This is a genomic window from Nostoc sp., assembly GCF_036916985.1.
Classification (GTDB): Bacteria; Cyanobacteriota; Cyanobacteriia; order Cyanobacteriales; family Nostocaceae; genus Nostoc.
The window spans coordinates 42,335-65,887 of record NZ_JBALFD010000062.1; the positions used below are offsets into that span (position 1 = coordinate 42,335).

General features: G+C 42.2%; 16 protein-coding genes. 11 read left to right on the forward strand and 5 right to left on the reverse strand.

All coding sequences use genetic code 11. The annotated features are described in order from the left end of the window. Positions 1-89 precede the first annotated feature (89 nt). The gene (gene rimO, locus V7L07_RS20235) at positions 90-1,409 is read right to left on the reverse strand and encodes a 30S ribosomal protein S12 methylthiotransferase RimO (protein WP_094352114.1); all 1,320 of its coding nucleotides are present in this window, start codon (positions 1,407-1,409) and stop codon (positions 90-92) included. A gap of 756 nt (positions 1,410-2,165) precedes the next feature. Between rimO and btpA the strand changes: the two genes are divergently transcribed. From btpA to V7L07_RS20255, 4 genes are all read left to right on the forward strand, one after another. After that, complete coding sequence (gene btpA / locus V7L07_RS20240; RefSeq protein ID WP_335060731.1) at positions 2,166-3,014, forward strand: photosystem I biogenesis protein BtpA; 849 nt, start codon at positions 2,166-2,168, stop codon at positions 3,012-3,014. 113 nt (positions 3,015-3,127) lie between these two features. Next, positions 3,128-4,111 carry a vitamin K epoxide reductase family protein gene (locus V7L07_RS20245; protein ID WP_335060732.1) on the forward strand — a complete coding sequence of 328 codons (984 nt, stop codon included), beginning with the start codon at positions 3,128-3,130 and terminating at the stop codon, positions 4,109-4,111. Between the two features lie 712 nt (positions 4,112-4,823). Beyond that, positions 4,824-7,028, forward strand: a complete 2,205-nt coding sequence (locus V7L07_RS20250) for a CHASE2 domain-containing protein (protein ID WP_335060733.1) — start codon at positions 4,824-4,826, stop codon at positions 7,026-7,028. Between the two features lie 739 nt (positions 7,029-7,767). Then, complete coding sequence (locus V7L07_RS20255) at positions 7,768-8,004, forward strand: hypothetical protein (RefSeq protein WP_335060734.1); 237 nt, start codon at positions 7,768-7,770, stop codon at positions 8,002-8,004. A 144-nt stretch (positions 8,005-8,148) separates the two neighbouring features. On the opposite strand, the gene nadB is transcribed toward V7L07_RS20255, so the two are convergent. The 3 genes from nadB to V7L07_RS20270 all read right to left on the reverse strand — a co-directional run bounded on the left by nadB (position 8,149) and on the right by V7L07_RS20270 (position 12,063). After that, complete coding sequence (gene nadB / locus V7L07_RS20260; protein WP_335060735.1) at positions 8,149-9,825, reverse strand: L-aspartate oxidase; 1,677 nt, start codon at positions 9,823-9,825, stop codon at positions 8,149-8,151. A 160-nt stretch (positions 9,826-9,985) separates the two neighbouring features. After that, entirely contained in the window at positions 9,986-10,414 is a 429-nt protein-coding gene (psbU, locus tag V7L07_RS20265; RefSeq protein ID WP_334706146.1) for a photosystem II complex extrinsic protein PsbU, read from the reverse strand. An 869-nt stretch (positions 10,415-11,283) separates the two neighbouring features. Further along, on the reverse strand, positions 11,284-12,063 hold the full coding sequence (locus V7L07_RS20270; RefSeq protein ID WP_335060736.1) for a DUF3120 domain-containing protein: 780 nt from the start codon (positions 12,061-12,063) through the stop codon (positions 11,284-11,286). A gap of 661 nt (positions 12,064-12,724) precedes the next feature. Between V7L07_RS20270 and V7L07_RS20275 the strand changes: the two genes are divergently transcribed. The 7 genes from V7L07_RS20275 to V7L07_RS20305 all read left to right on the forward strand — a co-directional run bounded on the left by V7L07_RS20275 (position 12,725) and on the right by V7L07_RS20305 (position 22,553). Beyond that, on the forward strand, positions 12,725-13,549 hold the full coding sequence (locus V7L07_RS20275) for an undecaprenyl-diphosphate phosphatase (protein WP_335060737.1): 825 nt from the start codon (positions 12,725-12,727) through the stop codon (positions 13,547-13,549). A 187-nt stretch (positions 13,550-13,736) separates the two neighbouring features. Further along, a complete protein-coding gene (locus V7L07_RS20280; protein WP_335060738.1) occupies positions 13,737-15,074 on the forward strand; it encodes a TIGR03279 family radical SAM protein in 1,338 nt (445 codons plus the stop codon). Positions 15,075-15,171: 97 nt separating this feature from the next. Then, a complete protein-coding gene (locus V7L07_RS20285) occupies positions 15,172-17,973 on the forward strand; it encodes a glycoside hydrolase family 10 protein (RefSeq protein WP_335060739.1) in 2,802 nt (933 codons plus the stop codon). Positions 17,974-18,205: 232 nt separating this feature from the next. Further along, positions 18,206-18,871, forward strand: a complete 666-nt coding sequence (locus V7L07_RS20290) for a hypothetical protein (RefSeq protein ID WP_335060740.1) — start codon at positions 18,206-18,208, stop codon at positions 18,869-18,871. 172 nt (positions 18,872-19,043) lie between these two features. Next, the gene (locus V7L07_RS20295; RefSeq protein ID WP_335060741.1) at positions 19,044-20,255 is read left to right on the forward strand and encodes an EAL domain-containing response regulator; all 1,212 of its coding nucleotides are present in this window, start codon (positions 19,044-19,046) and stop codon (positions 20,253-20,255) included. A gap of 372 nt (positions 20,256-20,627) precedes the next feature. Further along, positions 20,628-21,971 carry a PQQ-dependent sugar dehydrogenase gene (locus V7L07_RS20300; RefSeq protein WP_335060862.1) on the forward strand — a complete coding sequence of 448 codons (1,344 nt, stop codon included), beginning with the start codon at positions 20,628-20,630 and terminating at the stop codon, positions 21,969-21,971. A 174-nt stretch (positions 21,972-22,145) separates the two neighbouring features. Beyond that, entirely contained in the window at positions 22,146-22,553 is a 408-nt protein-coding gene (locus V7L07_RS20305) for a phosphomannose isomerase type II C-terminal cupin domain (RefSeq protein ID WP_335060742.1), read from the forward strand. A 111-nt stretch (positions 22,554-22,664) separates the two neighbouring features. Here the strand turns inward: V7L07_RS20305 and V7L07_RS20310 are convergent, their stop codons facing one another. Further along, positions 22,665-23,423, reverse strand: coding sequence for a HEAT repeat domain-containing protein (locus tag V7L07_RS20310; RefSeq protein WP_335060743.1), 759 nt, complete (start codon positions 23,421-23,423; stop codon positions 22,665-22,667). Positions 23,424-23,553 lie beyond the last annotated feature (130 nt).

Consider the following 23,553-nt stretch of genomic DNA (forward strand, 5'->3'; position numbering starts at 1 on the left):
CTGCCATTAATGCAGCGTCGATATTGGAATAAGGGTAAATCTGTAAGGGTCATTTAACAAAAGACAAAGGACAAAAGACAAAGGACAATTTAGTTATTGACTACCTGACCATAGAGGTCGTATGTATCAGCGTGGTGAATCGCTATTGGCACGATGGTTCCTAATTTTGCCTGGCCTTTGACATATACCAGACCATCAACCTCTGGGGAAAATCTACCTGAACGACCTATTAATTCACCACTTTCAGGATTTTCTTGCTCAATCAGGACATCAACGATTTTGCCTACTTCCTGTTGATTTTTCTTTTGGGAAATCGGTTGCTGGATTTCCATAAGTTGGTATCGGCGCTCGTCCATCACCAGTTGGGGCAACTGATTTGGCAACTTGTAAGCTGGGGTTCCTTCCTCAGAGGAAAAGGTGAAGACACCAACATGATCGAATTCATGCCTTTGAACAAACTCTAATAAATGCTCAAAATGCTCGTTTGTTTCTCCTGGGAAACCAACAATAAATGTTGTCCGCAATACGGCTGTTGGTAGCGCCGTTTTGATGCGATCTATAATCCCATCATTTACGCGTCCTTGCCAAGGACGATTCATGGAGCGGAGAACATCTGGATGAGAATGCTGCAAGGGCAAATCCAGATAAGGCAAGACGTTGGGTGTTTCTTGAATCGCCGCAATCACATCTGGGGTCAGTCCCGTGGGATAAGCGTAGTGCATTCTGATCCACGGTATATCTACTTTCCCCAAAGCGCGAAGTAATTCGGCTAATTTTGGCTGACCGTAAATATCTAGACCGTAATTAGTGGTGATTTGGGAAATTAAAATAATTTCCTTTACCCCTTGACTAACTAACTGCTCCGCTTCGGCGACTATAGATTCTATAGTACGCGATCGCTGGTTCCCTCGAAGATGAGGAATTATACAAAATGCACAACGATAATCACAACCTTCGGCAACTCTGAGGTAAGCAACGCCCTCTGTTGTAGTGCGATAGCGCGGTGTAGTTTCGTCGGCAATGTAGGTTGGCTCAATACTAACCTGTTTAACCCGCTCGCCAAGTTCTACACGCTCAATTACATTAACAATTTTGTGATAATCGCCGGTACCTACCACCGCTACTGCTTCCGGTAACTCTTCCAAAAGTTGCTCTTGGAAGTGTTGCGCCATACAGCCAGTAATTACGATTTTTTTGTTTGCCTCTGCCAGTTCTACCAATGTTCTGACAGATTCTTGCCGGGCTGCTTCAATAAAACTACAAGTATTAACAATAACGTAATCTGCTAACTCTTCGTTTGTATCTACACCGTAGCCTGCTTCTACGAGCAGTCCTAGCATGTGTTCTGTATCAATTCGGTTTTTCTCGCAGCCCAGGTGAGAAATGGCAATTGTTGGCTTGTCACCCATATTTTGAAAATATCTTCATTTTTTTTCTTGCAGTCAGGCATTTCAGCGCTAATTTCGCTTTTTTTAGATCGCTATCCCTCTAATAACAGCACGTTGGCAGATTCTCACTGTCAGTAACTATCCGTAGAGTTATGACCCTATCAATAATAAAATAGAGGTCATGTTATGATATTTTTATCAATCTGTTCCCCAGGGTAAATTGAAGTGTCTTTGGGTACATTTGACACTTGTAATGTTTTTTAACAATTCGCTTATTGGTATTTTACATTACCGCAGCGTGCGCGTTGTTAACCTACCCATCGGGAAGCCGCCCAAAGGGCTTGTTGTGAGAAGTCGCTACCCTCAGGGAAATCGACGAAAGCGACTACGCCCATAAAGCAGTAATGCTAGCCTGGCGATTGGCAAGTCCTACGACGGTGCGCGGACAATACGCCTAAACCATGGAAAGCTGCCTTGCGTCTAGTGAGTGGCAAACTCCTCTTGTAGCCAAGTTTTATCTTAACATATCTTATGGGAGGTTTCACGCCAATTTCCATCTCAGGAAAGAAGCAGTAAGCCGACTATCATAAAACACATTTGACTAATTAATGGAAAGTCAAGAGTCAAGGGTCAAAAGGAGCCAGTCACGTGCGGGGTTTCCCCCGTTGAAGAGCCACCCCCGTAGAGAAGTTCTCTCTATTCAGGCGAGTGGCGTTGAACTGGCGTTCAATAGTCAAAAAATTCTGGACTCTGGACTCCGCGAGGCGGATTAAAGACGTGGACTTATATCAGATATTTAAAACTCGTTCCCCAATTATTGGCGTGGTTCACCTGCTACCACTGCCTACCTCACCCCGTTGGGGAGGTAGTTTAAAAGCGGTGATTGATCGTGCCGAACAAGAAGCCGCAGCCCTAGCAAGTGGAGGGGTTGATGGTCTGATTGTCGAGAATTTTTTCGACGCGCCGTTTACCAAAAATCAAGTCGATCCAGTGGTTGTGAGTGCCATGACCATTGTGGTGCAGCGGATACAGAATTTGGTGACTTTGCCGATAGGCTTAAACGTTTTGCGAAACGACGCCAAAAGTGCAATGGCGATCGCTAGCTCTGTACAGGCACAATTTATCCGCGTCAACGTCCTTACAGGGGTGATGGCAACCGACCAAGGATTAATTGAGGGAGAAGCCCATCAACTACTCCGCTATCGACGGGAGTTGGGCTGTGATGTTAAAATCCTGGCCGATGTGTTGGTGAAACACGCCCGTCCTTTGAGTTCTCCAAATCTCACAGTCGCCGTGAAAGACACCATTGAAAGGGGTTTAGCAGACGGAGTGATTTTATCTGGTTGGGCTACTGGTAGTCCGCCTAACTTAGAAGATTTGGAACTAGCTTGTGGCGCAGCAAATGGCACGCCAGTATTTATCGGTAGTGGGGCCAATTGGGAAAATATTGATACATTGATGCAAGCAGCAGATGGTGTCATAGTTTCCAGTTCCCTGAAACGTCATGGACGTATTGAGCAACCAATTGACCCAATTCGCGTCAGTCAATTTGTGGAAGCCGCCCGTCGCAATTGGAACTCCAAAGGTGAAAGTAAATCAGCAGAACAAGTGAAGTTACATTCTTAGGGAGTAGGGAGTAGGGAATGGGGAGTAGGGGAGCAAGCGAGTAATTTCTTATTACCCATTACCCATTCCCCATTCCCCATTACCCATTCCCCAGTCCCCAATCCCCAATATTTATGATTCGCCGTCGTTCTACTCCTTGGATTCATAAATGGTCACGTCCATTGATTGCCGCGATCGCTGGATGTGGTGCTTTGATCACAGGTTATCTGACTATAGAAAAGTTAACAGGAGGCAGTGCCGCTTGTATGGCGCAGGCTGGTGTTAGGGACTGTAATGATGTGCTTTCCAGCCCTTGGGCAACGGTTCTTGGTCAGCCATTAGCCTTGTTTGGGTTTTTGGCATACATCAGTATGGTGATATTTGCTTTGGCTCCCTTGGTATTTAACTCAGGGGAAAACAATAGCCGCAAACAATTGGAAAATTGGACGTGGTGGCTGCTGCTGGCAGGTGCGATCGCTATGTCTGTTTTTAGCGGCTACTTAATGTACGTCCTGGCATCTCAAATCAAAGCTATTTGTCCTTACTGTATTGGTTCAGCTTTGTTCTCTTTTAGTCTTTTGGTACTGACGATTATCGGTCGGACTTGGGAAGATATTGGACAAATTTTCTTTACCGTCATTATTGTCGGCATGGTAACGCTGATTGGTACTTTAGGTGTCTATGCGGGTGTAAATAAATCAGAAGTTACGCCTGAAACTCCTGGACAACCCGTTAAAATCATCTTTAATTCCAAAGGAGATCCTAACCCGGCATTCGGTTGGGAAGTTACAACTACTTCTGGTGAAGCAGAAATCGCCTTAGCACGACATCTGGCAAAGGTAGGCGCGAAGGAATACAGTGCTTATTGGTGTCCTCACTGCCATGAACAAAAGCTGCTTTTTGGTAAAGAAGCCCAGGAAATAATCAATAGTGATGTTAAGGTCGAGTGCGCGCCCGATGGACTCAAGGCTCAAACAGAACTGTGTAAAACCGCGAAAATTGAAGGCTTCCCTACTTGGATCATCAATAGTAAAAGTTATAGCGGAGTCCAAAACTTAGAGGAACTAGCGAAAGTTTCTGGTTACACAGGGCCTCGTAACTTCAAGTATTTCAAGTAATTGTGTTGAAAAAGCCTCAGCCCCAGTTCTCAATTTGGGAGCCTGCACCGACCTACTGGTATGGAGTAGTTCACACACCATAGTCAACTGGATAAATACAGAAAAATCTGTTTCTGGTTGGCTTTTTTGTTTTTGGTGATCGATAATAAGTTTTGTTCAATACCCTATTACCAATTTTCCTGTGGCTTTTATCCTCAAATACCTTGGGTTCAAGGAAATTAATCACTATGTTTACTTAAGTAGACTTATTTTTTAGTTTTTTTACACTTGGAAGCCACATTGGGATGTAATCATGTCAGTGCCGAAATAAACTGGGTGAGCAGGATGCCGCCATTGGTGTCAACTTAAGCTGAAACTCCTTTAAAACCTCGTTTCCAGCCAGAGTCGGGAAATGCAACTCAAAAGCGGCTCTGCCGCCAGCAAGTGAGGCGGAGCCTTTAGGAAGGCATTCCCAGTCGAATATTGGGAACGAGACAATATCTAAGCGTCCTGCTTGAATTTTGAATTCCGCCGACCTGTACTAGTTGCCATTTAGTCAGATCATTGGCCTTAATATATGGTAATACATCATAAATACTACGATGTCTTGAAGTACCTTGCTGAGTTAAAAAAAACTCTTAGAAACTCTATTTAGCTCCCACTTGAGCTATGTTAGTCCGATAGTTAATAGCTATAGGAAATAGAGAATATTTCTCTCTATTAGGTAATGGGAATGAATCAGCAGCTAGGCAAGCGTTTTGTGAAGTTTATCTTTGAACTAAAACAATCGCTTAGTCGAGGACACAAAGAATTGATTACTGCTGCCAGCGTTGCAATCTGCGTCCTGCTTTTGCACTCTATTGGATTATTGCAATCTTTAGAGTTACCAGCTTTGGATCAATTTTTTCGCTTACGTCCAAACGAACCGCCAGAAAATAGTATTACGATTGTAGTGATTGATGAAACCTATTTAAACGAAGTAGGTTCATGGCCGATTCCCGATGCGAAGATTGCCCTGTTGTTGCAAAAATTAAATGTCCACAAACCCCGTGCTATTGGCTTAGATATCTACAGAAATTTGCCAGTAGAGCCTGGTAATCAAGAACTACGTAATGCTTATGAGTTAATGCCCAACTTGATTGGTATTGAACTCCTAGCAAATGACAAAAACAAAAACTTTAGTGTTTTGCCTCCACTGGGGCTAAATCAGGATCAAGTGGGCTTTAATAACGTGCTGTACGATCTTGATGGCAAAGTACGTCGCAGTTTGTTGTATTGGCACGTTAAAAGTCAGGTACATGAAAGCTTTGCCTTGAAGTTGGCTTTATTGTATTTAAAGTCAAAAGGAATTACTCCCGCCAAAGCAAAAAGCAACCCTGAGTATTTGCAATTGGGTAAGGCAGTATTTAATCGTTTTGAGGCTAATGATGGTGCTTATGTGGGAGCTGATGACAAAGGCTACCAAATTTTGACCAATTTTCCTAAACCTAAATGTCAAAGTTCATCTGGAGAATTTTGTAGTTTTCGTCAGGTATCGATGAGAGATGTACTGGCAGATAATTTCAAAGAAAACTTAATCAAAGATCGGATTGTACTTATTGGTTCGACTGCACCCAGTCTTCAGGATTTTGTATTCATTCCCTACTCCAGCAGTCTCATGGGTACGGCAAAGCCTGTACCTGGTATTCAACTGCAAGCCTATTTTATTAGTGAGTTAATCTCTGCTGCTCTTGATGGACGACCATTAATCAAAGTCTGGCCTGACTTGGTAGAATACTTGTGGATTTTTATCTGGTCTTATCTGGGAGCCGTAACAACATGGCGGATACAAAACGCAACTAGGAGCCTACTTTGTATCCTAGTTTCTTGCTTGATATTGATCCTGACTGCATACCTTGCTTTCTTGTACGGTTGGTGGATACCTGTCATTCCCTCACTGTTGAGCTTTGGCTGTTCAGCTATTTGGACGATTAGTCATATTGCCCACATACAGGAAGAGTGGAAACGTTCTAAGGAATTTTTGCATCATGTCATCAACACGATTCCCGATCCCATTTTTGTAAAAAATGAGCAACACCAGTGGATTGTTTTAAATGAGGCGTATTGTCGATTTATCGGTTATCCGAATAAGTTGTTAATTGAAAAGTCAGACTATGACTTTTTCCCTAAACATGAAGCTGATGTATTTCGCCAACAGGACGATCTGGTTTTTCGGACTCAGCAACCCCAGGAACATGAAGAAGAATTTACAAATGCTGATGGCCAGACTCATCAAATTGCCACTAAGCGATCGCTCCATAAAGACTCAGCTGGCAATTTCTTTTTAGTTGGGGTAATCCGAGATATTACTCAGCGCAAGTTGATGGAAGAACAGCTGAAGCGTACTGCTGCTGAACTATTCCGCTCTAACAATGAATTAAAACTCAAAGAAGACCACTTACGTTATTTAGCGTATCACGACCCCCTCACCGGTTTATCTAATCGCAAATTTTTTGCTGAACAACTTTACGAGTCGTTACATTGGGCGCAACATAACAACTTGTTGCTGGGACTGCTGTTTATCGATCTAGATGGCTTTAAGCAAGTCAATGATAACTTGGGACACGAAACGGGCGATCGCTTGCTAATGACTGTCGCTGGAAGACTCAGCAACTCTTTACGCGCTAGTGATACAGTTTCTCGTTTAGGTGGCGATGAATTTACTATAATTTTACGGGCAATTCCTAATGTCCAAATAGCTGCTAAAGTCGCCGAAAAAATTTTAAGCAGTATTACCAAGCCAATTGTTTTGGACGGCTATGCAATCCGAATCTCTGCCAGTATTGGCATTAGTGTTTACCCATACAACAGTCAAGACAGTGAAACTTTGATGAAACAAGCAGATGCCGCAATGTATCGTGCCAAGCGCCTGGGTAAAAATCGTTACGAGTTTGCTTAATGAGTCAAGGTCAAGCCTCCAGATTTTTTTCGCTTTAGTTAAAATTTTTACCTTCAAATTTATAAATGTTGACTAGAGATACCTCTAAGGCGCTGTTTTGAAAAGCATAGCTTATATACTTTGTCGGTAAGATGTAGACCTGGCAAGGATTTTTACCTGAATACTAAGCTGATAACTCATGCAAGAAAGGAATTATTCATCAGACTTAATTATAAAAATAAATATTTTTTGTAAATATTAATACCTCTAAAAATATACTTGTACTGCCTCGTTTTATTACGTGTTGCATAGTCATATATTTTTTTAAATCCTTATAGGATAACAATTATATTGTTTTATCTTCATATATCTTTACTCTAATTAAATATTAACTATACAATCAAATAAGTATTATTTAATAATTTATTAGACTCATTATTTAGTGAACATAGTGTTTATACTTATAAATATGAAGCTATCATTAATAAATGGTTAATTAGACAGTATGCTCACAGCGATCCATCAACATATCTAACTTTAGACTGATGTAGAAACGGCTAATTAAGAATACTAATTAAGTATAAATACTATTTAATACCAGCAGATTAAGGTTAATATCTAAGCTAACACCACACCAACTTATACATTACCAATAGTAATTTAATAAAGTTAAAATATTTTTTCAAAAAATTCAGTAAATATACTGTGAGAAATAAAAAATACATTTTGAGATGAAAAATTAGTAAATTTACTGAAAGCTATGAAAACTAACTTCCGAATTACAAAGTTGATAATATTCTGTATAGGTGCTTACATACTAGTACCAAAAATTGCCGCTTGTACAGGTATATTCAGTGCTGCAAATACTAGTGCTTTTGGTGCTACTAGCAGTAATACCTTAATAGCCCGCAAAGCCAATTGTGAAAATATAAAAGATATATATATTCCACCAAATTATGGCGGTCCAGACAGTCATAATGGTAGTGGTACTCGCTGATGCAATTTCGGATTTTAGATTGTGGTAAAGCAGACCGACAAGGCAGCTATGGTCTTGGAAACCACATCCTTTACTTAGCGGCTCATTGCAAAATATTGTGCTTTAGGGTTGCTAAAAACTATCAGGCTTTTTAAAGCATTTTATTCAAGACAGTAGTTGAGATTTCCACCAATGATGTGTTTGTACAAGTGTGTGGACTTCCCAATTTGGATCTGGTTGAGGATAATCTAAACGGTAGTGTCCGCCTCGGCTTTCGGTTCTAAAAGCAGCACTTTTGAGAATTAAATCAGCCACATCTAATAAATTGCGGGTTTCTGCCCAAAGCCCCAATTGCCGTTCAACATCTGGTAGGTCAAAACTAGCTGGTTCGGCTGGACGTAAAGCAAGCAAGAAGTGACTTAAAGGCAAGGCCGCGAAATCTTGCTGCCAAGATTCAATAGTAGCGATCGCAGTTTCCATCCTTGATTGCTCCCGACAAATACCAGCATTTTCCCACACTAGACGCGGTAACTTCTCTCTGAGTGCTTCTAGCTGTGCTTGCTGGATGTGCCACTCACTAGCATCAGGACTAAATTTTCGTAATGGCAGCGCTGGTGTTTCTGATGGCAGCCCAATATTTTCTAACTCAATTTCGCCCATCTGAGCGCCAAACACAATACATTCCAACAGGGAATTACTAGCAAGGCGATTGGCCCCATGCACCCCGGTACTAGCAGTTTCACCCACTGCGTATAAACCGGGGATATTAGTGCGATTCATCAGATCCGCGACAATTCCACCCATCCAGTAATGGGCGGCTGGCGCTACAGGAATCGGTTCGTGGAAGACATCAACGCCCCAATGTTGACAAACTTTGATGATGTTGGGAAAACGGTGACGAATCTTGTCAGCGGGGATGGGGCGCATATCCAACCACACATGGGCTGTAGCTAAATCAACGGCGGTACGTTGTAAATGGCTGAAAATTGCTCTACTGACTACATCTCTGGGTGCGAGTTCACCAGCAGGGTGGTAGTCAAAGGCAAAACGTCGCCCTTCATTATCGATGAGGTGTGCCCCCTCGCCGCGTACAGCTTCGCTGATCAAGAAGCGATCGGCACCAGGTTTAGTGAGGGCTGTGGGATGAAATTGGACAAATTCTAAATCGCGGAGGATCGCTCCAGCACGAGCTGCGATCGCTACTCCATCACCCGTACTCACAGCCGGGTTAGTGGTTTGGGCAAATACCTGACCGCCGCCGCCAGTTGCCAGTACCACAGCACCAGCTCTTATCCAAGTTATTTTACCTTGATAAAATAGGCTAATTCCCTGACAATGACCAGTTTCGGGTTCAATCCACAAACTCAAAGCCAAAGCTTGTTGAATAACTTGAATATTCTGGCGACGTAATACTTGGGCGGTGAGAGTGGTAGTAACTTCCCTCCCTGTGGTATCCGCAGCGTGGAGAACACGGCGGCGAGAATGGGCGGCTTCTAAAGTTAAAGCTAGGGCTTGACCCTGACGGTCAAAAGCTACTCCCAAGTTAACTAGGGATTGAATGCAGCTAGGGGCATGTTGGGCGAGAAATTCTACGGCGGTGCGATCGCATAAACCCGCACCTGCCTGGATCGTATCTTCAATATGTAGCTTGGGAGAATCTTCTGGGTCTACCGCTGCGGCAATGCCACCTTGCGCCCAATCACTGGCAGACAACGCAACAGTTTCTTTGGTAATCAAGCCGACTCGTAAGGATTCTGGCAGACACAGCGCTGTGTATAGTCCGGCAGCACCAGCACCGACTACTAAGACATCAAATTGGCTAGGAATATCTATCTGAGACAAGGTAATGGGTATGGGGAAGTGAGGAGTTAGAAGTTAGAAGTGAGGAGTTAGGAGTTTTGAATTTTTAACTCATAACTCATAACTCCTAACTCATATCATGCCCCACTTCCTAGAATCAGGAGTGGGCTGCTATTTGCTACATTAACAACTGCACGTGCAGTTATCTGTAGATACCGTTGTTAAAGCGATCGTCTCCTTCGTTGAAGGCAGGCTCTAGTTCTGTCACGGTGAATTTATCCAGGTTAGCTTGCAGGGTTTGTTTTTGGCGATCGCTCAATCCTGGAAGATCCAATACTTCCTCTACCTTTTTGTAGGGGGCATTGGTGATGATTTTCTTAGCCAGTGTGGGATAAAGCCCTGGAAACTGTTGAAAAGCCCGGACGTTGGTATTATTCAAATCAATTTTTTTACCAAATTCCGTTCCTAGTTTAGCGTCTGCCCGATTCTGCCGCTCAATTGCTAGAACTGGGACTTGTGGAAAAGCAAAACTATTGAAACTAGCAGCTTGGGCTATTTGAGTTGTTCCCAACCATCCCCAGCAACTAAGTAACAAACTAAACACTGTTAATAAACGCGCCAATCCTTTCACGATTTTCTACCTCTTTCCATCAAACAGAAATAAAAGTTTAAAGATAACAGCAGTCATTAGTCATTAGTCATTAGTCATTAGTCATACCCTACGGGAAGCCGCTAATGCATCTACGTGAGAATGCCAAGGAGAAAGGACAAACAACAAAGGACAAAAGCTGATACCTTAATCAACACACAGCAGTCATCAGAAACTAATATACAGCGTATTAATATCCACAATATTTACCATTACTGGGTTTGAATGTACTTTTGCCAAAAATTATCATTGTGGGAAGAGTACCTACATAGCTGCAATAGTGTTGTATCCACTATCTTGCCAGCATTTCCAGCTAGGCGAAATCTTTTCAGGGTGGCTGATTCTACCTCCCAAGTAGATACGAAACTGTGCGATGTCTAATACCAAAGATCCACCAAAAAAGACTTGATGGCGATCGATTTTTATGTAATATTTCTTAACTAATTAATTATCTACAGCATCATTTTTGATGTGCCGTAGATTGGGCTGGGAAAAGTCTACTTTTGCCCTGGCGAATGGAATGAGACTGTTGGTCAATTCACGGTGGGTTTGACCTATCACCCCTAAAACCTTGGTTTGGCGTTGCTTTCCCGCTCTGAAATAAATTTCGGGCTAATAGCTCAAGTCCGTTGAAACGGACTGAAATTAGAGTAATGAGGAATGATGGGTTAGACCCCCTATTAATTCGCCAACAGTCTCATGGAATTCGCGGCTACACTGGCATTGTCCGCCTCCGCGGACTAAAGTCAAATTAAGGGTTTGAAACCCAGGATCGGTAGCTTTTGTTTGTATAGACGTAGTTTCTAACCGCCCGTTTCACGTTAAGTTGATACCAATGCCTCCTGCCTCCTTCACGCTGCGATCGCTGCTAACAAAAACAGGCTATCTACCAAAATCGTGCTTAAAACTGCGCCACCAAAGGCATACCAGTGTCTCTGCTTTCGACCTAAAGGTAAAACACCGACTGTTAACAGCACTAGAGCAAGAATGATTGCCCAACTTTGTCCCCAAGGTGTTTGTACTTGTATAAGGGCATTTTGTAAAATTTGTGGTGCTAACTCTGCATCTACTCTCATGATTTGCCGCCAATAGGGCATTAAGTCTACTATATAAAAATATACATCTGTTAAAAGTGTACCGAGTAAAGAACCTAAATAAAACCAGTTACCCACCTTGCCCCAATTCTTGAAGAGACACCAGCAAGCAAAGGGTAAACCTATAGATTCTACTGGCAGATGCCATGCAGGTTCCCAACGTAACCAACCCCAGTAAATCGCTCCTGCTAACCAACTCCAGCTAAACCCTAAGAGCAAATCCCCCCAGACATAAGTTGCAGGACGTGACATTAAGGTAAAACTGAGCCACACCCAAAATGCTGTTATCGCTAAACTCAGACTTGGTAGCGAGCGCACTATTGGCGCTTCTATAAATACTGGTACTGATACCAAAAACACTGCCGCTGCAAACACTAACCAAGTTTGTCTCCCAGAAATAGATAAGGGAAGAGGCGGAGAAAAAGAGAGTGTAGATTCCAATTGCCTGATACCTTTCTGCCCAGTATCAGCTAAATCCAACTCGGTATCAATAGAAGGGGTAGAAGCGGCATAAGACGACAGTGTATTATTAATCAAAGTTTTTAATATTTGTTACTAAACTTTATCTTATTTAAGATATCACACTTTTAAATCCCCCCCTGGGGCATTGTAATTATACTGAAATTTCTGCGATCGCTGGTGTCAACCAAAGAAAACATTCTTGTATTATGTACAAAACTCCTCTGTAGTTCCTTTTCAGGAGTGTAGGGAACATGCCCATTGGTGTCAACTTAAGCTGGAAATAGCTTATCTGTTGGCTTCCATACCCGCCCGGAAATAAATTTTCGGGCTAATAGCTTAAGTCTACTGAAGTAGACTGGAGATTTTTGGTGATATTTAGTCATCTTCAGATGACTTTAGCTATGAGACGGGAATTTCAATTCCCGGCGGACAAGCGGTTTCACGTTAAGTTGACACCAATGGGCAATGCCGTGCCCCTACTCGTGATGTAATGTTGTACCGCATCTGAATGGAAACCGCTATAGTCCGCTAAATATTAAAGTTTGATGAATTTCCAAAATTGCGTTGACTTCTTGGGGTGGGTGTAAGAACATAGTCAGCGTCTTCGATGATGTTATTGATCGGTAAAATTGAATTTTCTAGAAGATTAGGTGCAATAAAGAGTATAGAAAACAACATCATCAGCTAAACAATGTTCACAATGATCTCTAGAACGGGAAAAAGGTATTAATTGTATATGGAGTTTATCCAAGCTTTTATTTTGGGTATTGTTCAAGGTATTACAGAGTTTTTGCCAATCAGCAGCACTGCACATCTTCTGATTGTGACAAAGGTATTAGGTTGGAAAGAACTAGGATCTAAAGATTTTGTTGATGCAATTCAATTTGGCAGTGTTGTAGCAATTGTGTTTTATTTTTGGTCGCTGATTTCTAGTATTGTCAAAGGTGGAATTGAAGCACTAAAAGAGAAAGATTGGCAACGAGAAGAATGGAAAATTCTTGTAGGTATTCTAGTAGGAACAATGCCCGCCTTAATTTTCGGCTTTCTTTTAAAAGATATTTTACCTGAGAGTGCATTAATTATTGCCATCATGTCAATCATCATGGCACTTGTACTAGCTTTGGCAGAAAAAATTGGCACTCGTAAGCGAGGTTTCGATTCATTGCAGATTCGCGATGGTATTTTAGTTGGATTAGGCCAAACACTTGCTTTGATTCCCGGCGTTTCTCGTTCTGGTTCGACGTTGACGACTGCCTTGTTTTTAGGATTAGAACGCGATACAGCAGCAAAATTCTCATTTCTGTTAGGGTTTCCAACTCTTACCATTGCTACCCTCTATAAAAGCCTGAAAATATTTAAGTTGTTTCAAGCCCATCAATTGCCAGATAACATTGTCGGGCTGTTAATTGTAGGGATTATTTCAACCTTTATTTTTTCCTACCTATCAATTGCATTTTTGATCAAATACTTACAAACCAAAAACACTTTGATTTTTGTTTGGTATAGATTAGCATTCGGTAGTTCTATCTTACTAGCGATCGCAACAGGTTGGAAAGGATAATCAATTAGTTATTGGTCATTGGTCGTTTGTATACAGTACAATCTGACCTTTCTTCTTTTTAGGAGAGAGGCTTTGAATCTTAACCCCCTTCCCTAAAAGAGAAGGGGTTATTCTTGTTAGGTCTGTATTGGACTCAACACAGAAGCGCTATAATGCCCAATGCCCCATTCCCAATGCCCCATACCCAATGACTATACATCCTGCCCGAATTACCAAAGTTCTTCCAGACTCAATAGCCGCAGAGATTGGCTTTGAAGCTGGGGATGCGATCGTTGCAATCAATGGTACACGTCCCCGTGATTTAATTGATTATCAGTTCTTGTGTGCTGATGAAGTCTTAGAATTAGAAGTTTTAGACGCTGCTGGTAAAACTCATAACCTAGAAATTGAAAAAGATTACGACGAAGATTTGGGGTTAGAGTTTGAAACTGCCCTATTTGATGGCTTAATTCAGTGCAATAATCGGTGTCCATTTTGCTTTATTGACCAACAGCCACCAGGTAAACGTACCAGCTTGTATTTAAAAGACGACGATTACCGTCTGAGCTTTTTGTACGGCTCTTATCTTACCCTGACCAACTTACCAGAAAGAGAATGGCAGCGCATTGAACAAATGCGCTTGTCTCCGTTGTATGTTTCTGTTCATGCTACGGAGCCGGAAGTGAGAATTAGACTGCTGAAAAATCCTCGTGCGGGACAAATCTTGCCACAACTCAAGTGGTTTCAAGAAAGGCGACTACAAATTCATGCTCAAGTAGTTGTTTGTCCTGGTATAAATGATGGCAAACATCTGGAACAAACTCTTAAAGATTTAGCGTCTTTTCATACTGGTGAAGTGCCTGCGGTGGCATCGGTGGCAGTTGTGCCAGTTGGGTTGACACGATTTCGACCTCCAGAAGATGAACTCACACCCGTAACTAGAGAAAAAGCTCAAGAAGTGATTTCTCAGGTGCAAATGCTCTCACGGCAATTTCGCCAAAAGTTTGGTTCCAGCGTTATTTGGTTAGCCGATGAGTGGTTTTTGATTGCAGGTGAGGAATTACCCAGCGAATCTGAATATGAAGAATATCCCCAAATTGATAACGGAGTTGGTTCAATTCAATTATTTATCAAGCAATTTGCCACCGTTGCGGCAGAATTATTGCCGCCAAAAGTTTATCCTCAGAGAAAATTCACTTGGGTAGTGGGCAACGCTGTAGAAAAAGCATTTCAACCAATTTTGAAACGCTTAAATTTGGTTGAAGGTTTAGAAGTTAATATGCGTGCTTTATGTAGTGACTACTGGGGACAAACTATCAGTGTAACTGGGTTACTCACTGGTCATGATTTGCTTTTAAACTTAGAAGGTCAAGATTTAGGGGATGGTATTCTACTACCGAATGTCATGTTAAAAAATGGTGAATTAGTATTTTTAGATGACATGAGTATTCAGGAATTAGCTACTAGACTAAATACCAACATTTTTGCAGTAGCAGGAGTTGAAGATTTAATTAAAACATGTATTCTCAATCCTGCTCAGGTTTAGTTATCAAAGATCCGTTGTTCTTCGGAGGTAATTTATTGTTATGCTGGATGATAAATAAGAAGTAATGCCTAATAAATAATCCACTGAGGAGTCAGTAGTGAAGAATCAGGAAAAGTATCACGAAAAGGCAAATTTAAAAATAAAAAAAGCCGGATTCTTCATTTTAAGTTTTAAGTTTTTAATTTTAAATAGTTTTAATATTTTGCCAGTAATGGCAGCGACCGAAGAACCTGCATTGAGCGTAGTCTATGGTCAAGAAAATGCGAATCAATGGAAAGGAATAAGCGATCGCTTACAGGCAATCGGGGTGAAATATTGTGTAATTCCCCTAAATGATGTCAAGAGTGGGGCAGATTGGGGCGATCGCCGGGTATTGTTTTTGCCAAACATTGAGACATTAACACCAACCCAAGCGATCGCCCTAGAAGAATGGATGAGTAAGGGGGGGCGTTTGATTGCCAGTGGCCCCGTAGGTAGTCTGTCATCGCCAGGAGTACGACAGTTATTGCGATCGCTCTTGGGAGGTTATTGGGGATTCAGTCTCAGTGATACAGAGCAGATTCAAGCCGCAAAAACCAATATTCCAGAATGGGCAAATCAAACTGGACTCTTTGGCAAAGTTCGCGGCGGCGTTGTAATTCCTAACGATATGGGTACTCAACCTGCTGCTGTTTGGAATTCCAAAGATAATCCTGCCGCAGTTGTGACAACTGAGCGTTCCACCTTTTTGGGCTGGCGCTGGGGAACAGATGCAGCCTCAGCCACCGACTTAGATAATGCCTGGTTAAAAGCTGCTCTCAATCACTATTTGACAGCACCAGCACCATCAAATCGCATGAAAAAAATAGCCGGAGGTTCCCAAAACTGCTCTACGACAGTGGCGGCTGTGCCCTCCGGGCAGGCAAGTAGGGGAGCAGAGGAGCAGAGGAGCAGTTTATCTCCCCCATCTCCCTTATCCCCTCCTTTGAAAACTTCCACCGCTCCTATACCTAGACCGCTGCCTATAGTCAAACCTCCAAGTTCTCAAGAGGCTATCGATCAGTTGGAACAAGCAGTGCGTCTAGATGTTGCACCCAACTCCAATGAGCCGATTGACAACAACCAAGCGATCGCCCTCCAGCAAGAGTTAGAAAATCTGATTGGTCGCGTGGAAAGCGCTCATTTAGCAGTGTTGGCCGATGCAGCTAATGTTGGTGAAGTTATATCTGAGGAAAAGCAGACTTCTAGACATCTACGCAATTACGCCCCCCAATCTGTCAAAGAGCAGCCGCCGCAATTGGCCTCAACTAAATTAGGGGGGCTAGCCATAAGTAAAGACCAAGCCTTGGCACAGGTAAGGGTAATTGCTAAAAATTTACCCCAATTAATTGCTCAAAAAAACTACGCTTTGGCTCGCCAGCAATGGCTAGTTGCTAAAACGACTTTGTGGCAGCAGTTTCCTGTTGATCGGAGACTGGCTCAACCAGAAATTCGGGCAGTTTGGTTAGATCGGGGGACGATTGTTCGTGCTGGTAACAAAGCGGGACTAGCCCAGGTTTTTGATCGCCTTGCCCAAGCCGGGATTAATACCGTCTTCTTTGAAACCGTTAACGCTGGCTATACAATTTATCCGAGCCAAGTGGCAAAAGAGCAAAACCCATTAATTCGTGGATGGAACCCACTAGAAGAAGCAGTGAAATTAGCCCATGAGCGAGACATGGAATTACACGCTTGGGTTTGGACTTTTGCTGCTGGCAATCAACGTCATAATGAAATTCTCAACCTCAATCCTAGTTATCCAGGGCCAGTACTGGCGGCTCATCCCGATTGGGCAAACTACGATAACCTTGGCAACATGATTCCCGTTGGGCAAACTAAGCCATTCTTCGATCCAGCTAACCCCGAAGTGCGGCAGTACTTGCTCAAACTGTTTGAGGAAATTGTCACTAAATATAAAGTTGATGGTCTACAGCTAGACTACATTCGCTATCCTTTCCAAGATCCATCAGCAGGTCGAACCTACGGCTATGGCAAAGCTGCAAGAGCGCAATTTCAGCAACTTACTGGTGTAGATCCAGTGACTATTTCTCCTAGCCAACCAGACTTATGGCAAAAGTGGACAAAATTTCGCACCGAGCAAGTTGATAGCTTTGTCGCCCAAGTATCAGAGCAGTTGCGAAAAAAGCAACCGAATTTAATTTTGTCGGTTGCAGTATTTCCTTTGCCAGAACAAGAACGGATTCAGAAAATTCAACAAAACTGGGAAACTTGGGCAAGGCGGGGGGATGTAGATTTAATCGTTCCCATGACTTATGCTCTCGATACTTCCCGTTTTCAACGACTAGCTCAACCCTGGATTGCCTCTAAACAACTGGGAGCTACCTTGTTAGTGCCGGGAATTCGTTTACTTTCTTTGCCAACAATCGGGGCATTTGATCAACTCCAGTTGGTAAGGGACTTACCAGTTAGTGGTTATGCACTCTTTGCCGCAGATAATTTTAACAACGATCTTCAAAAACTTTTTAATAGCACCCAAGGTAGGATTCAATCTACAACAACTGAACCGATTCCTCACCGCCAGCCTTTTCAAACTGCCGCCATCCGTTACACCGCGCTGCAACGTGAATGGAAATTTGTTTTTCAAAATGACCCACTACAAAGGCCTGCTCAGACAATATCAGATTTTAACAACCAGGCAGAAGTTTTACGCACTGCTTTAAATCAGCTGGCTGCTTCCCCTTCTCCTAGTAAGCTGCTAGTGGCAAAAGCCTCTCTAAGTCGCTTCCAGTCACAATTTCGGGTATTGATGAGTCAAGAAATTAAGTCGAATTCCTATCAAGTCAAAGCTTGGGAAAATCGGCTCGTAACTATAGAAAGGCTATTGCGTTACGGTGAACGGCGGGTGCAGTTGCATCCTTAGTGAAGAATCAGGGGGACTGGGGAATAAGCAGGGGAGAAGAATTTTCCCCTCTGCCTCTTTTCAATGACCAATATCTAACTAGCTGGATATAAGCTGGTTTGTAATTCTTAACACACTTCTTGTAGTGTTTATCTCCTCAATATTAATACTTGTTTAGCGTCAAAATATTGGAAAATACTTATATAAAAAGCTTTAGATAACTATTGTTTGATAAGAGCTATTGTAAAAATCTATGCAAGCCTTACCTCAGCTTATCGGGCTACAAAGCTTAGAGTCAATAATTGACTGTTTGCCGCTGATGGTTGTGCCAGAAAAATCACTATTAGATGCGATGTCTACAAAGTGTTACGCCTACGCACTGATGCTAACACAGGGCAAGAATGTCTTGTTTTCTTCATCTTTGCAGGTAGTAAAATGCTTCACCAAGCATGATATGGTAATGCTTGTAGCTTCTGGAACTAGCTTGAAAACAGCCAATATTTTTGAAGTTATACATAACTTGGTTATGACATTGAACATGTCAAAATTTTCTGATACTGCCTCAGTATTATCACTGTTATACCAGCAGCAGTTGGATCTACTAGTAGTTGTAGATAATCAAGGTTGCATTGGTTATATTACCCCCGAAAGTATCTGTGAAGCACTGGCACAAAAAACAGAGAAAACTATAGTTAAGACTAGTATTAGTTCCTTTGAGCTTGAGCTAGAATATAAGATTTTTATTGAGAGACAATTACTCAAGTACCAATGGTTACAAGCACGCGTTATAGTACGTAAAGATACGATAGGCAAACCTACTCGCCTCATTGGAGTTTCTGTGAAGGATTTGGATTTATACCGTAAGTATGATAGCAGGGTCATACAGACGAATACACCCACATATCACATAATTGTGTAATCGCGCTAGTAATATCGCTAATATATTAGACACTCGATTAAGAATAGCAATCGCCGTAAAAAATTGTGTAAATATCTATCAAGGTAAAATCTTTGTCACAAATATGCTGGAATTATTGACAAAATTTACCGTCATTTTTTCATTAAAAAATAAAATGTAAACCGAGGTAATTATGCCCAAAATTTTAATAATAGAAGACGAGGAAGCAGTCCGTGAAAATATTTTAGATTTACTAGAAGCTGAGGATTTTGAAACTATTGCTGCGGCGAATGGCAGAATTGGGGTACATTTGGCTATCTGTGAAGTTCCCGATTTAATTCTCTGTGATATGATGATGCCAGAAATAGATGGTTATGGCGTTCTAACAGCGTTGCGCCAAGAGCCATCAACGGCAACAATTCCCTTCATTTTTCTAACTGCCAAATCTGCTAAATCGGACTTCCGTCAAGGTATGGATATGGGTGCTGATGACTATATAACTAAGCCGTTCACTCGGTCTGAGTTATTAAGTGCCATTATCAATAGGTTAGAAAAACACGCTACTTTAAAAAAGTATTTGTCTCCTCAGACTGTAATTAACAACTTGTCTCCAAAAATGCAGTTGTTAGAAATTAGCTTACATCGGGCTATCAAACAACATAACTTTCAAGAATTTGAAATTTATTATCAACCAATAGTCGATATTGCTTCTGGTAAAATAGTTGCTGCTGAAAGTTTATTGCGCTGGCAAAGTCCAGAATTGGGGATGATTTACCCAACAGAATTTATCCCGTTAGCAGAGTCTACAGGTTTAATTGTTCCTATTGGTAAATGGGTATTAAAAAGTGTATGCAAACAAATAAAAAGCTGGCGTGATGCTGGAATTAATTCATTGCTGGTTGCTGTAAATCTCTCCGCAATTGAATTTAATCAACCAGATTTTATTCATAAAATAGTCAATTTTATAGCTGCCAATGATTTAGAACCACATTACTTAGAGTTAGAACTAACTGAAAGTATGATCATGCAAGATGTAAATAGTGCGATCGCAACTATGAGCAAACTGCAATCCTTGGGTGTAAAAATTGCGATCGATGATTTTGGTACGGGCTACTCTTCTTTAATTTATCTGAAAAATTTACCCATTAACACATTGAAAATAGACCGTTATTTTATCCATAATGTTGCTAACGATTCCCAGAAGTCAGCTATTACCAAAGCATTAATTCAAATGGCTCATAATCTCAATTTAGATGTAGTTGCTGAAGGTGTAGAGACGGAAGCAGAACTGGCTTTTCTGCGACAACACAATTGTAATTATATGCAAGGTTTTCTATTCAGTCGTCCCTTACCAGCAGCAGAATTTGAAAATTTTTTGTTAACTAACAAATGCTTATATGTTTAAATATTGGGCATTGGGCATTGGGGATTGGGTATTGGGATTGATTATTTCTCATCCTCCCTTGCTCCCTGCTCCCCCTGCTCCCTTATCGTACATTAAAGGGTTTAAATACCGTCTGAAATGTCTTTAATTTTGGATTTTGTTAGCGAGTCTGCGTAATATTACAGAGAAGCAAGCTACTCGCAGCGTCTCGTAGAGAGCGTCATTTTGAATTTTGAATTGTTAACCCTGCACCCCTGCTTGTTCCCCAATCCCCAATCCCTAATCCCCAATCCCCAATCCCCAATCCCCAGTAATAAAAATCAAACTTTAGATTGGCGACAGTTATTAAGCCTCAAGTCTAGAGTGGGAAAGTTGTGCATAGTGTCTACCACCATGAAAGTCCCTGCGCGTTTTTTGCTGCCAGTTTTTTTACTGACTTTGGTAGCAGCCTGTAACCAGACTCGCGCTTTCTCAGATAATCCTACGCCACCAACATCTGTACCTTCTACCCAACTCACACAAAATCCTACACAGCCAAAAAATATTGTCCGTACTGAAGCACTTTCACCTACACCTATCCGAATCAATCTGAAGAATTTACCAGCACCTTTCGCAACAGAAAGTGCATCCAAGCGGCCTGAGGTTGTGCCCATTCCGCAAAATCCGGTGCTGCGCGTACCGCCAGGTTTCACAGTCAACGTTTTTGCCGAAGGTTTAGATGCCCCACGCTGGCTAGCTTTAACCCCCAGTGGTGATGTCTTAGTAACTGAAACCGGACAAAATCGGATTCGTTTGTTGCGTGACAGCAATGGCGATGGTATAGCCGACGTTCGAGAAACCTTTGCTAGCAGAGATAACGGACTCAATAGACCTTTTGGGATGGCTTTTACAGGTAATTCTTTTTTTCTGGGAAACACGGATGCTGTGGTGCGTTTTCCCTATACTCAAGGTCAAAACCAGATTACAGGTAAGGGAGAAAAAATTGCCGATTTGCCTGCTCAAGGTTATAACAATCATTGGACGCGCAATGTCGTTGTCTCGCCTGATGGCAATAAATTATATGTCTCAGTTGGTTCAGGAACCAATGTAGATGAAGAACCCCTACCACGGGCTTCGATACAGGTGATGAATTTGGATGGTTCCCAGCAGCAAACTTTCGCTTCCGGCTTGCGTAATCCTGTTGGTTTAGACTTTCATCCTGTAACGAAGGAACTTTATACCACTGTCAACGAACGGGATGGAATTGGTGATGACTTAGTGCCAGACTATTTGACACGCGTTAAACAGGGAGCATTTTACGGCTGGCCTTATGCTTATTTGACACCAAATAACCTCGATCCGCGCCAAAAAACGGATGATAAAAGTAAACGCCCCGATTTAGTAGCCCGTACTCAAACACCAGATGTGCTGTTCCAGGCGCACTCAGCAGCATTGGGTTTGCAGTTTTATGATGGTAAAACGTTTCCAAAAAAATACCAGAACGGTGCTTTTGCGGCTTTTCGTGGTTCTTGGAATCGCGATCGCGGCACTGGTTATAAAATTGTATTTGTTCCCTTCGATGCTAAAGGGCGATCGCTTGGCTACTACGAAGACTTTCTCACAGGATTTTTACTAAATCCTTCTGTACCAAGCACTTGGGGACGACCTGTAGGTTTACTCGTATTGCCAGATGGCAGTTTACTACTAACAGAAGAAGCCAATAATCGGATTTATCGGATTCAGTATACGGGAGGTTAGGCAATTCACGCATTCAAACATTTAGAAATTTACGGATAGGATCTGTTGCCTCAAGTAAAGTTAGAGCAGTTGTAATCAATAGAGACGTTGTGACTGCATCTCCCTACCCAGGTTTATCTCGTTTACGGTAAATTACTGATAAATACTAATACTTATCTGGTTGAGAAATTAATTATGACTCCCAATGAAAATAATACTCAGTCAAATATCAACGAATTGTCTCCACATTCAGGTACACGATACTGGGGCGAAGTAGAGGTAATCGAAGAGGGAGAAACCTATAGAATTAGTCGCGTGGAAATCAAGCCCAGGCACGGCATTAAACCACAAATTCATTATCACCGCAATGAACATTGGGTTGTAGTTTCCGGTGTAGCAAAGGTAACTTGTGGCGATGCAGAAATATTACTGAATCGAAACGAATCAACTTATGTCCCCGCAGCAACCCTACATAAGGTAGAAAATCCTGGACATATCCCGCTAATTATTCTGGAAATTCAAAATGGTGAATATTTAGGTGAGGATGATACTGAGCGTCCTTATGAGTTAAATTTGGTCAAATCTGTAGCTGAAGGTCAGTAGGGGCTGGGGAGTAAGAATTTTAGATTTTAGATTTTGGATTTTGGATTAAATTTCAATCTAAAATCTAAAATCCAAAATCCAAAATTGAATTGCTCAATGCCCAATATTTAATCAAAACCACCCTTCTTGTTCCAGGGTTTCAATCAGCTGCAAGCCACGAGGATCGCCCACTCCTAACAGTGAGGCTTTAGCGTCTTCTCGGACTCCCAAATCTTGGTCTTCAGCAAAAGCCTGAATTAGGGCGTCGATCGCTGTGGCATAAACTACATTAGAAGGTAGTTCGCGGCACAGTTGACCAATTGCCCAAGCACTGTTACTTCGCACAGCTGCTACAGGATCTTGGACTAAGGCTTCAATTAAAGGTGGTGTTGCCCCGATCACTGCTTCATATCCCACTTCTGCCATCTGTGCTAAGGCGCTAGCAGCCCACAAACGCACTGCGGAAATGTCAGTTCTTAAGGCGTCTGCGAGGGGTGCTAAAGAACGGCGATCGCGACAGTTTCCTAAAGCCCAAACAACACCTTTACGCACATAGCCATTCCAATCGCTGTTTAGTTGAGCAATTAACGGACTTACTGCCTCTGAACTGGGGTTGCGTCCGATGCCATAAGCTGCACTCACCCGCACTAAGGGACAGGTATCAGTTAACAGGCGAATCAGATGGGGCGTAGCACGCGCATCTTCAATATCACAAAAAGCACGTGCCGCTAACATTCGTTGCTGGGGTTGGGGATTTTCCAGCAGGGCTAGCATCACTTCTGGATCGGGCTTTGCCACAACTGATTCGGCAGTTAGCGGCTCTATTTTATCTAAGGGGCTTTCTAGCTCCTCCTCAATATCGAGTAGGCTTAGATCGTCTTCGTCATACATAATTTAATTTCAATCCCGAAAAGGGATTAACACATAATCCCCTGCGCCAATAAGTCAAAACTTTATAAGTATTAGTTGCGTTATTATACATCTTCCCTCACCCTCGTTGAATTTTATCCAAACGAGAACC

Bases quoted from the DNA above. Each gene is read 5' to 3' on its own strand.
- V7L07_RS20295 (WP_335060741.1), top strand. From the start codon at position 19,044: ATGCCCAAAATTTTAATAATAGAAGACGAGGAAGCAGTCCGTGAAAAT.
- rimO (WP_094352114.1), bottom strand. From the start codon at position 1,409: ATGGGTGACAAGCCAACAATTGCCATTTCTCACCTGGGCTGCGAGAAA.
- V7L07_RS20290 (WP_335060740.1), top strand. From the start codon at position 18,206: ATGCAAGCCTTACCTCAGCTTATCGGGCTACAAAGCTTAGAGTCAATA.
- V7L07_RS20310 (WP_335060743.1), bottom strand. From the start codon at position 23,423: ATGTATGACGAAGACGATCTAAGCCTACTCGATATTGAGGAGGAGCTA.
- V7L07_RS20305 (WP_335060742.1), top strand. From the start codon at position 22,146: ATGACTCCCAATGAAAATAATACTCAGTCAAATATCAACGAATTGTCT.
- V7L07_RS20300 (WP_335060862.1), top strand. From the start codon at position 20,628: ATGAAAGTCCCTGCGCGTTTTTTGCTGCCAGTTTTTTTACTGACTTTG.
- V7L07_RS20275 (WP_335060737.1), top strand. From the start codon at position 12,725: ATGGAGTTTATCCAAGCTTTTATTTTGGGTATTGTTCAAGGTATTACA.
- V7L07_RS20245 (WP_335060732.1), top strand. From the start codon at position 3,128: ATGATTCGCCGTCGTTCTACTCCTTGGATTCATAAATGGTCACGTCCA.
- V7L07_RS20250 (WP_335060733.1), top strand. From the start codon at position 4,824: ATGAATCAGCAGCTAGGCAAGCGTTTTGTGAAGTTTATCTTTGAACTA.
- V7L07_RS20280 (WP_335060738.1), top strand. From the start codon at position 13,737: ATGACTATACATCCTGCCCGAATTACCAAAGTTCTTCCAGACTCAATA.
- V7L07_RS20255 (WP_335060734.1), top strand. From the start codon at position 7,768: ATGAAAACTAACTTCCGAATTACAAAGTTGATAATATTCTGTATAGGT.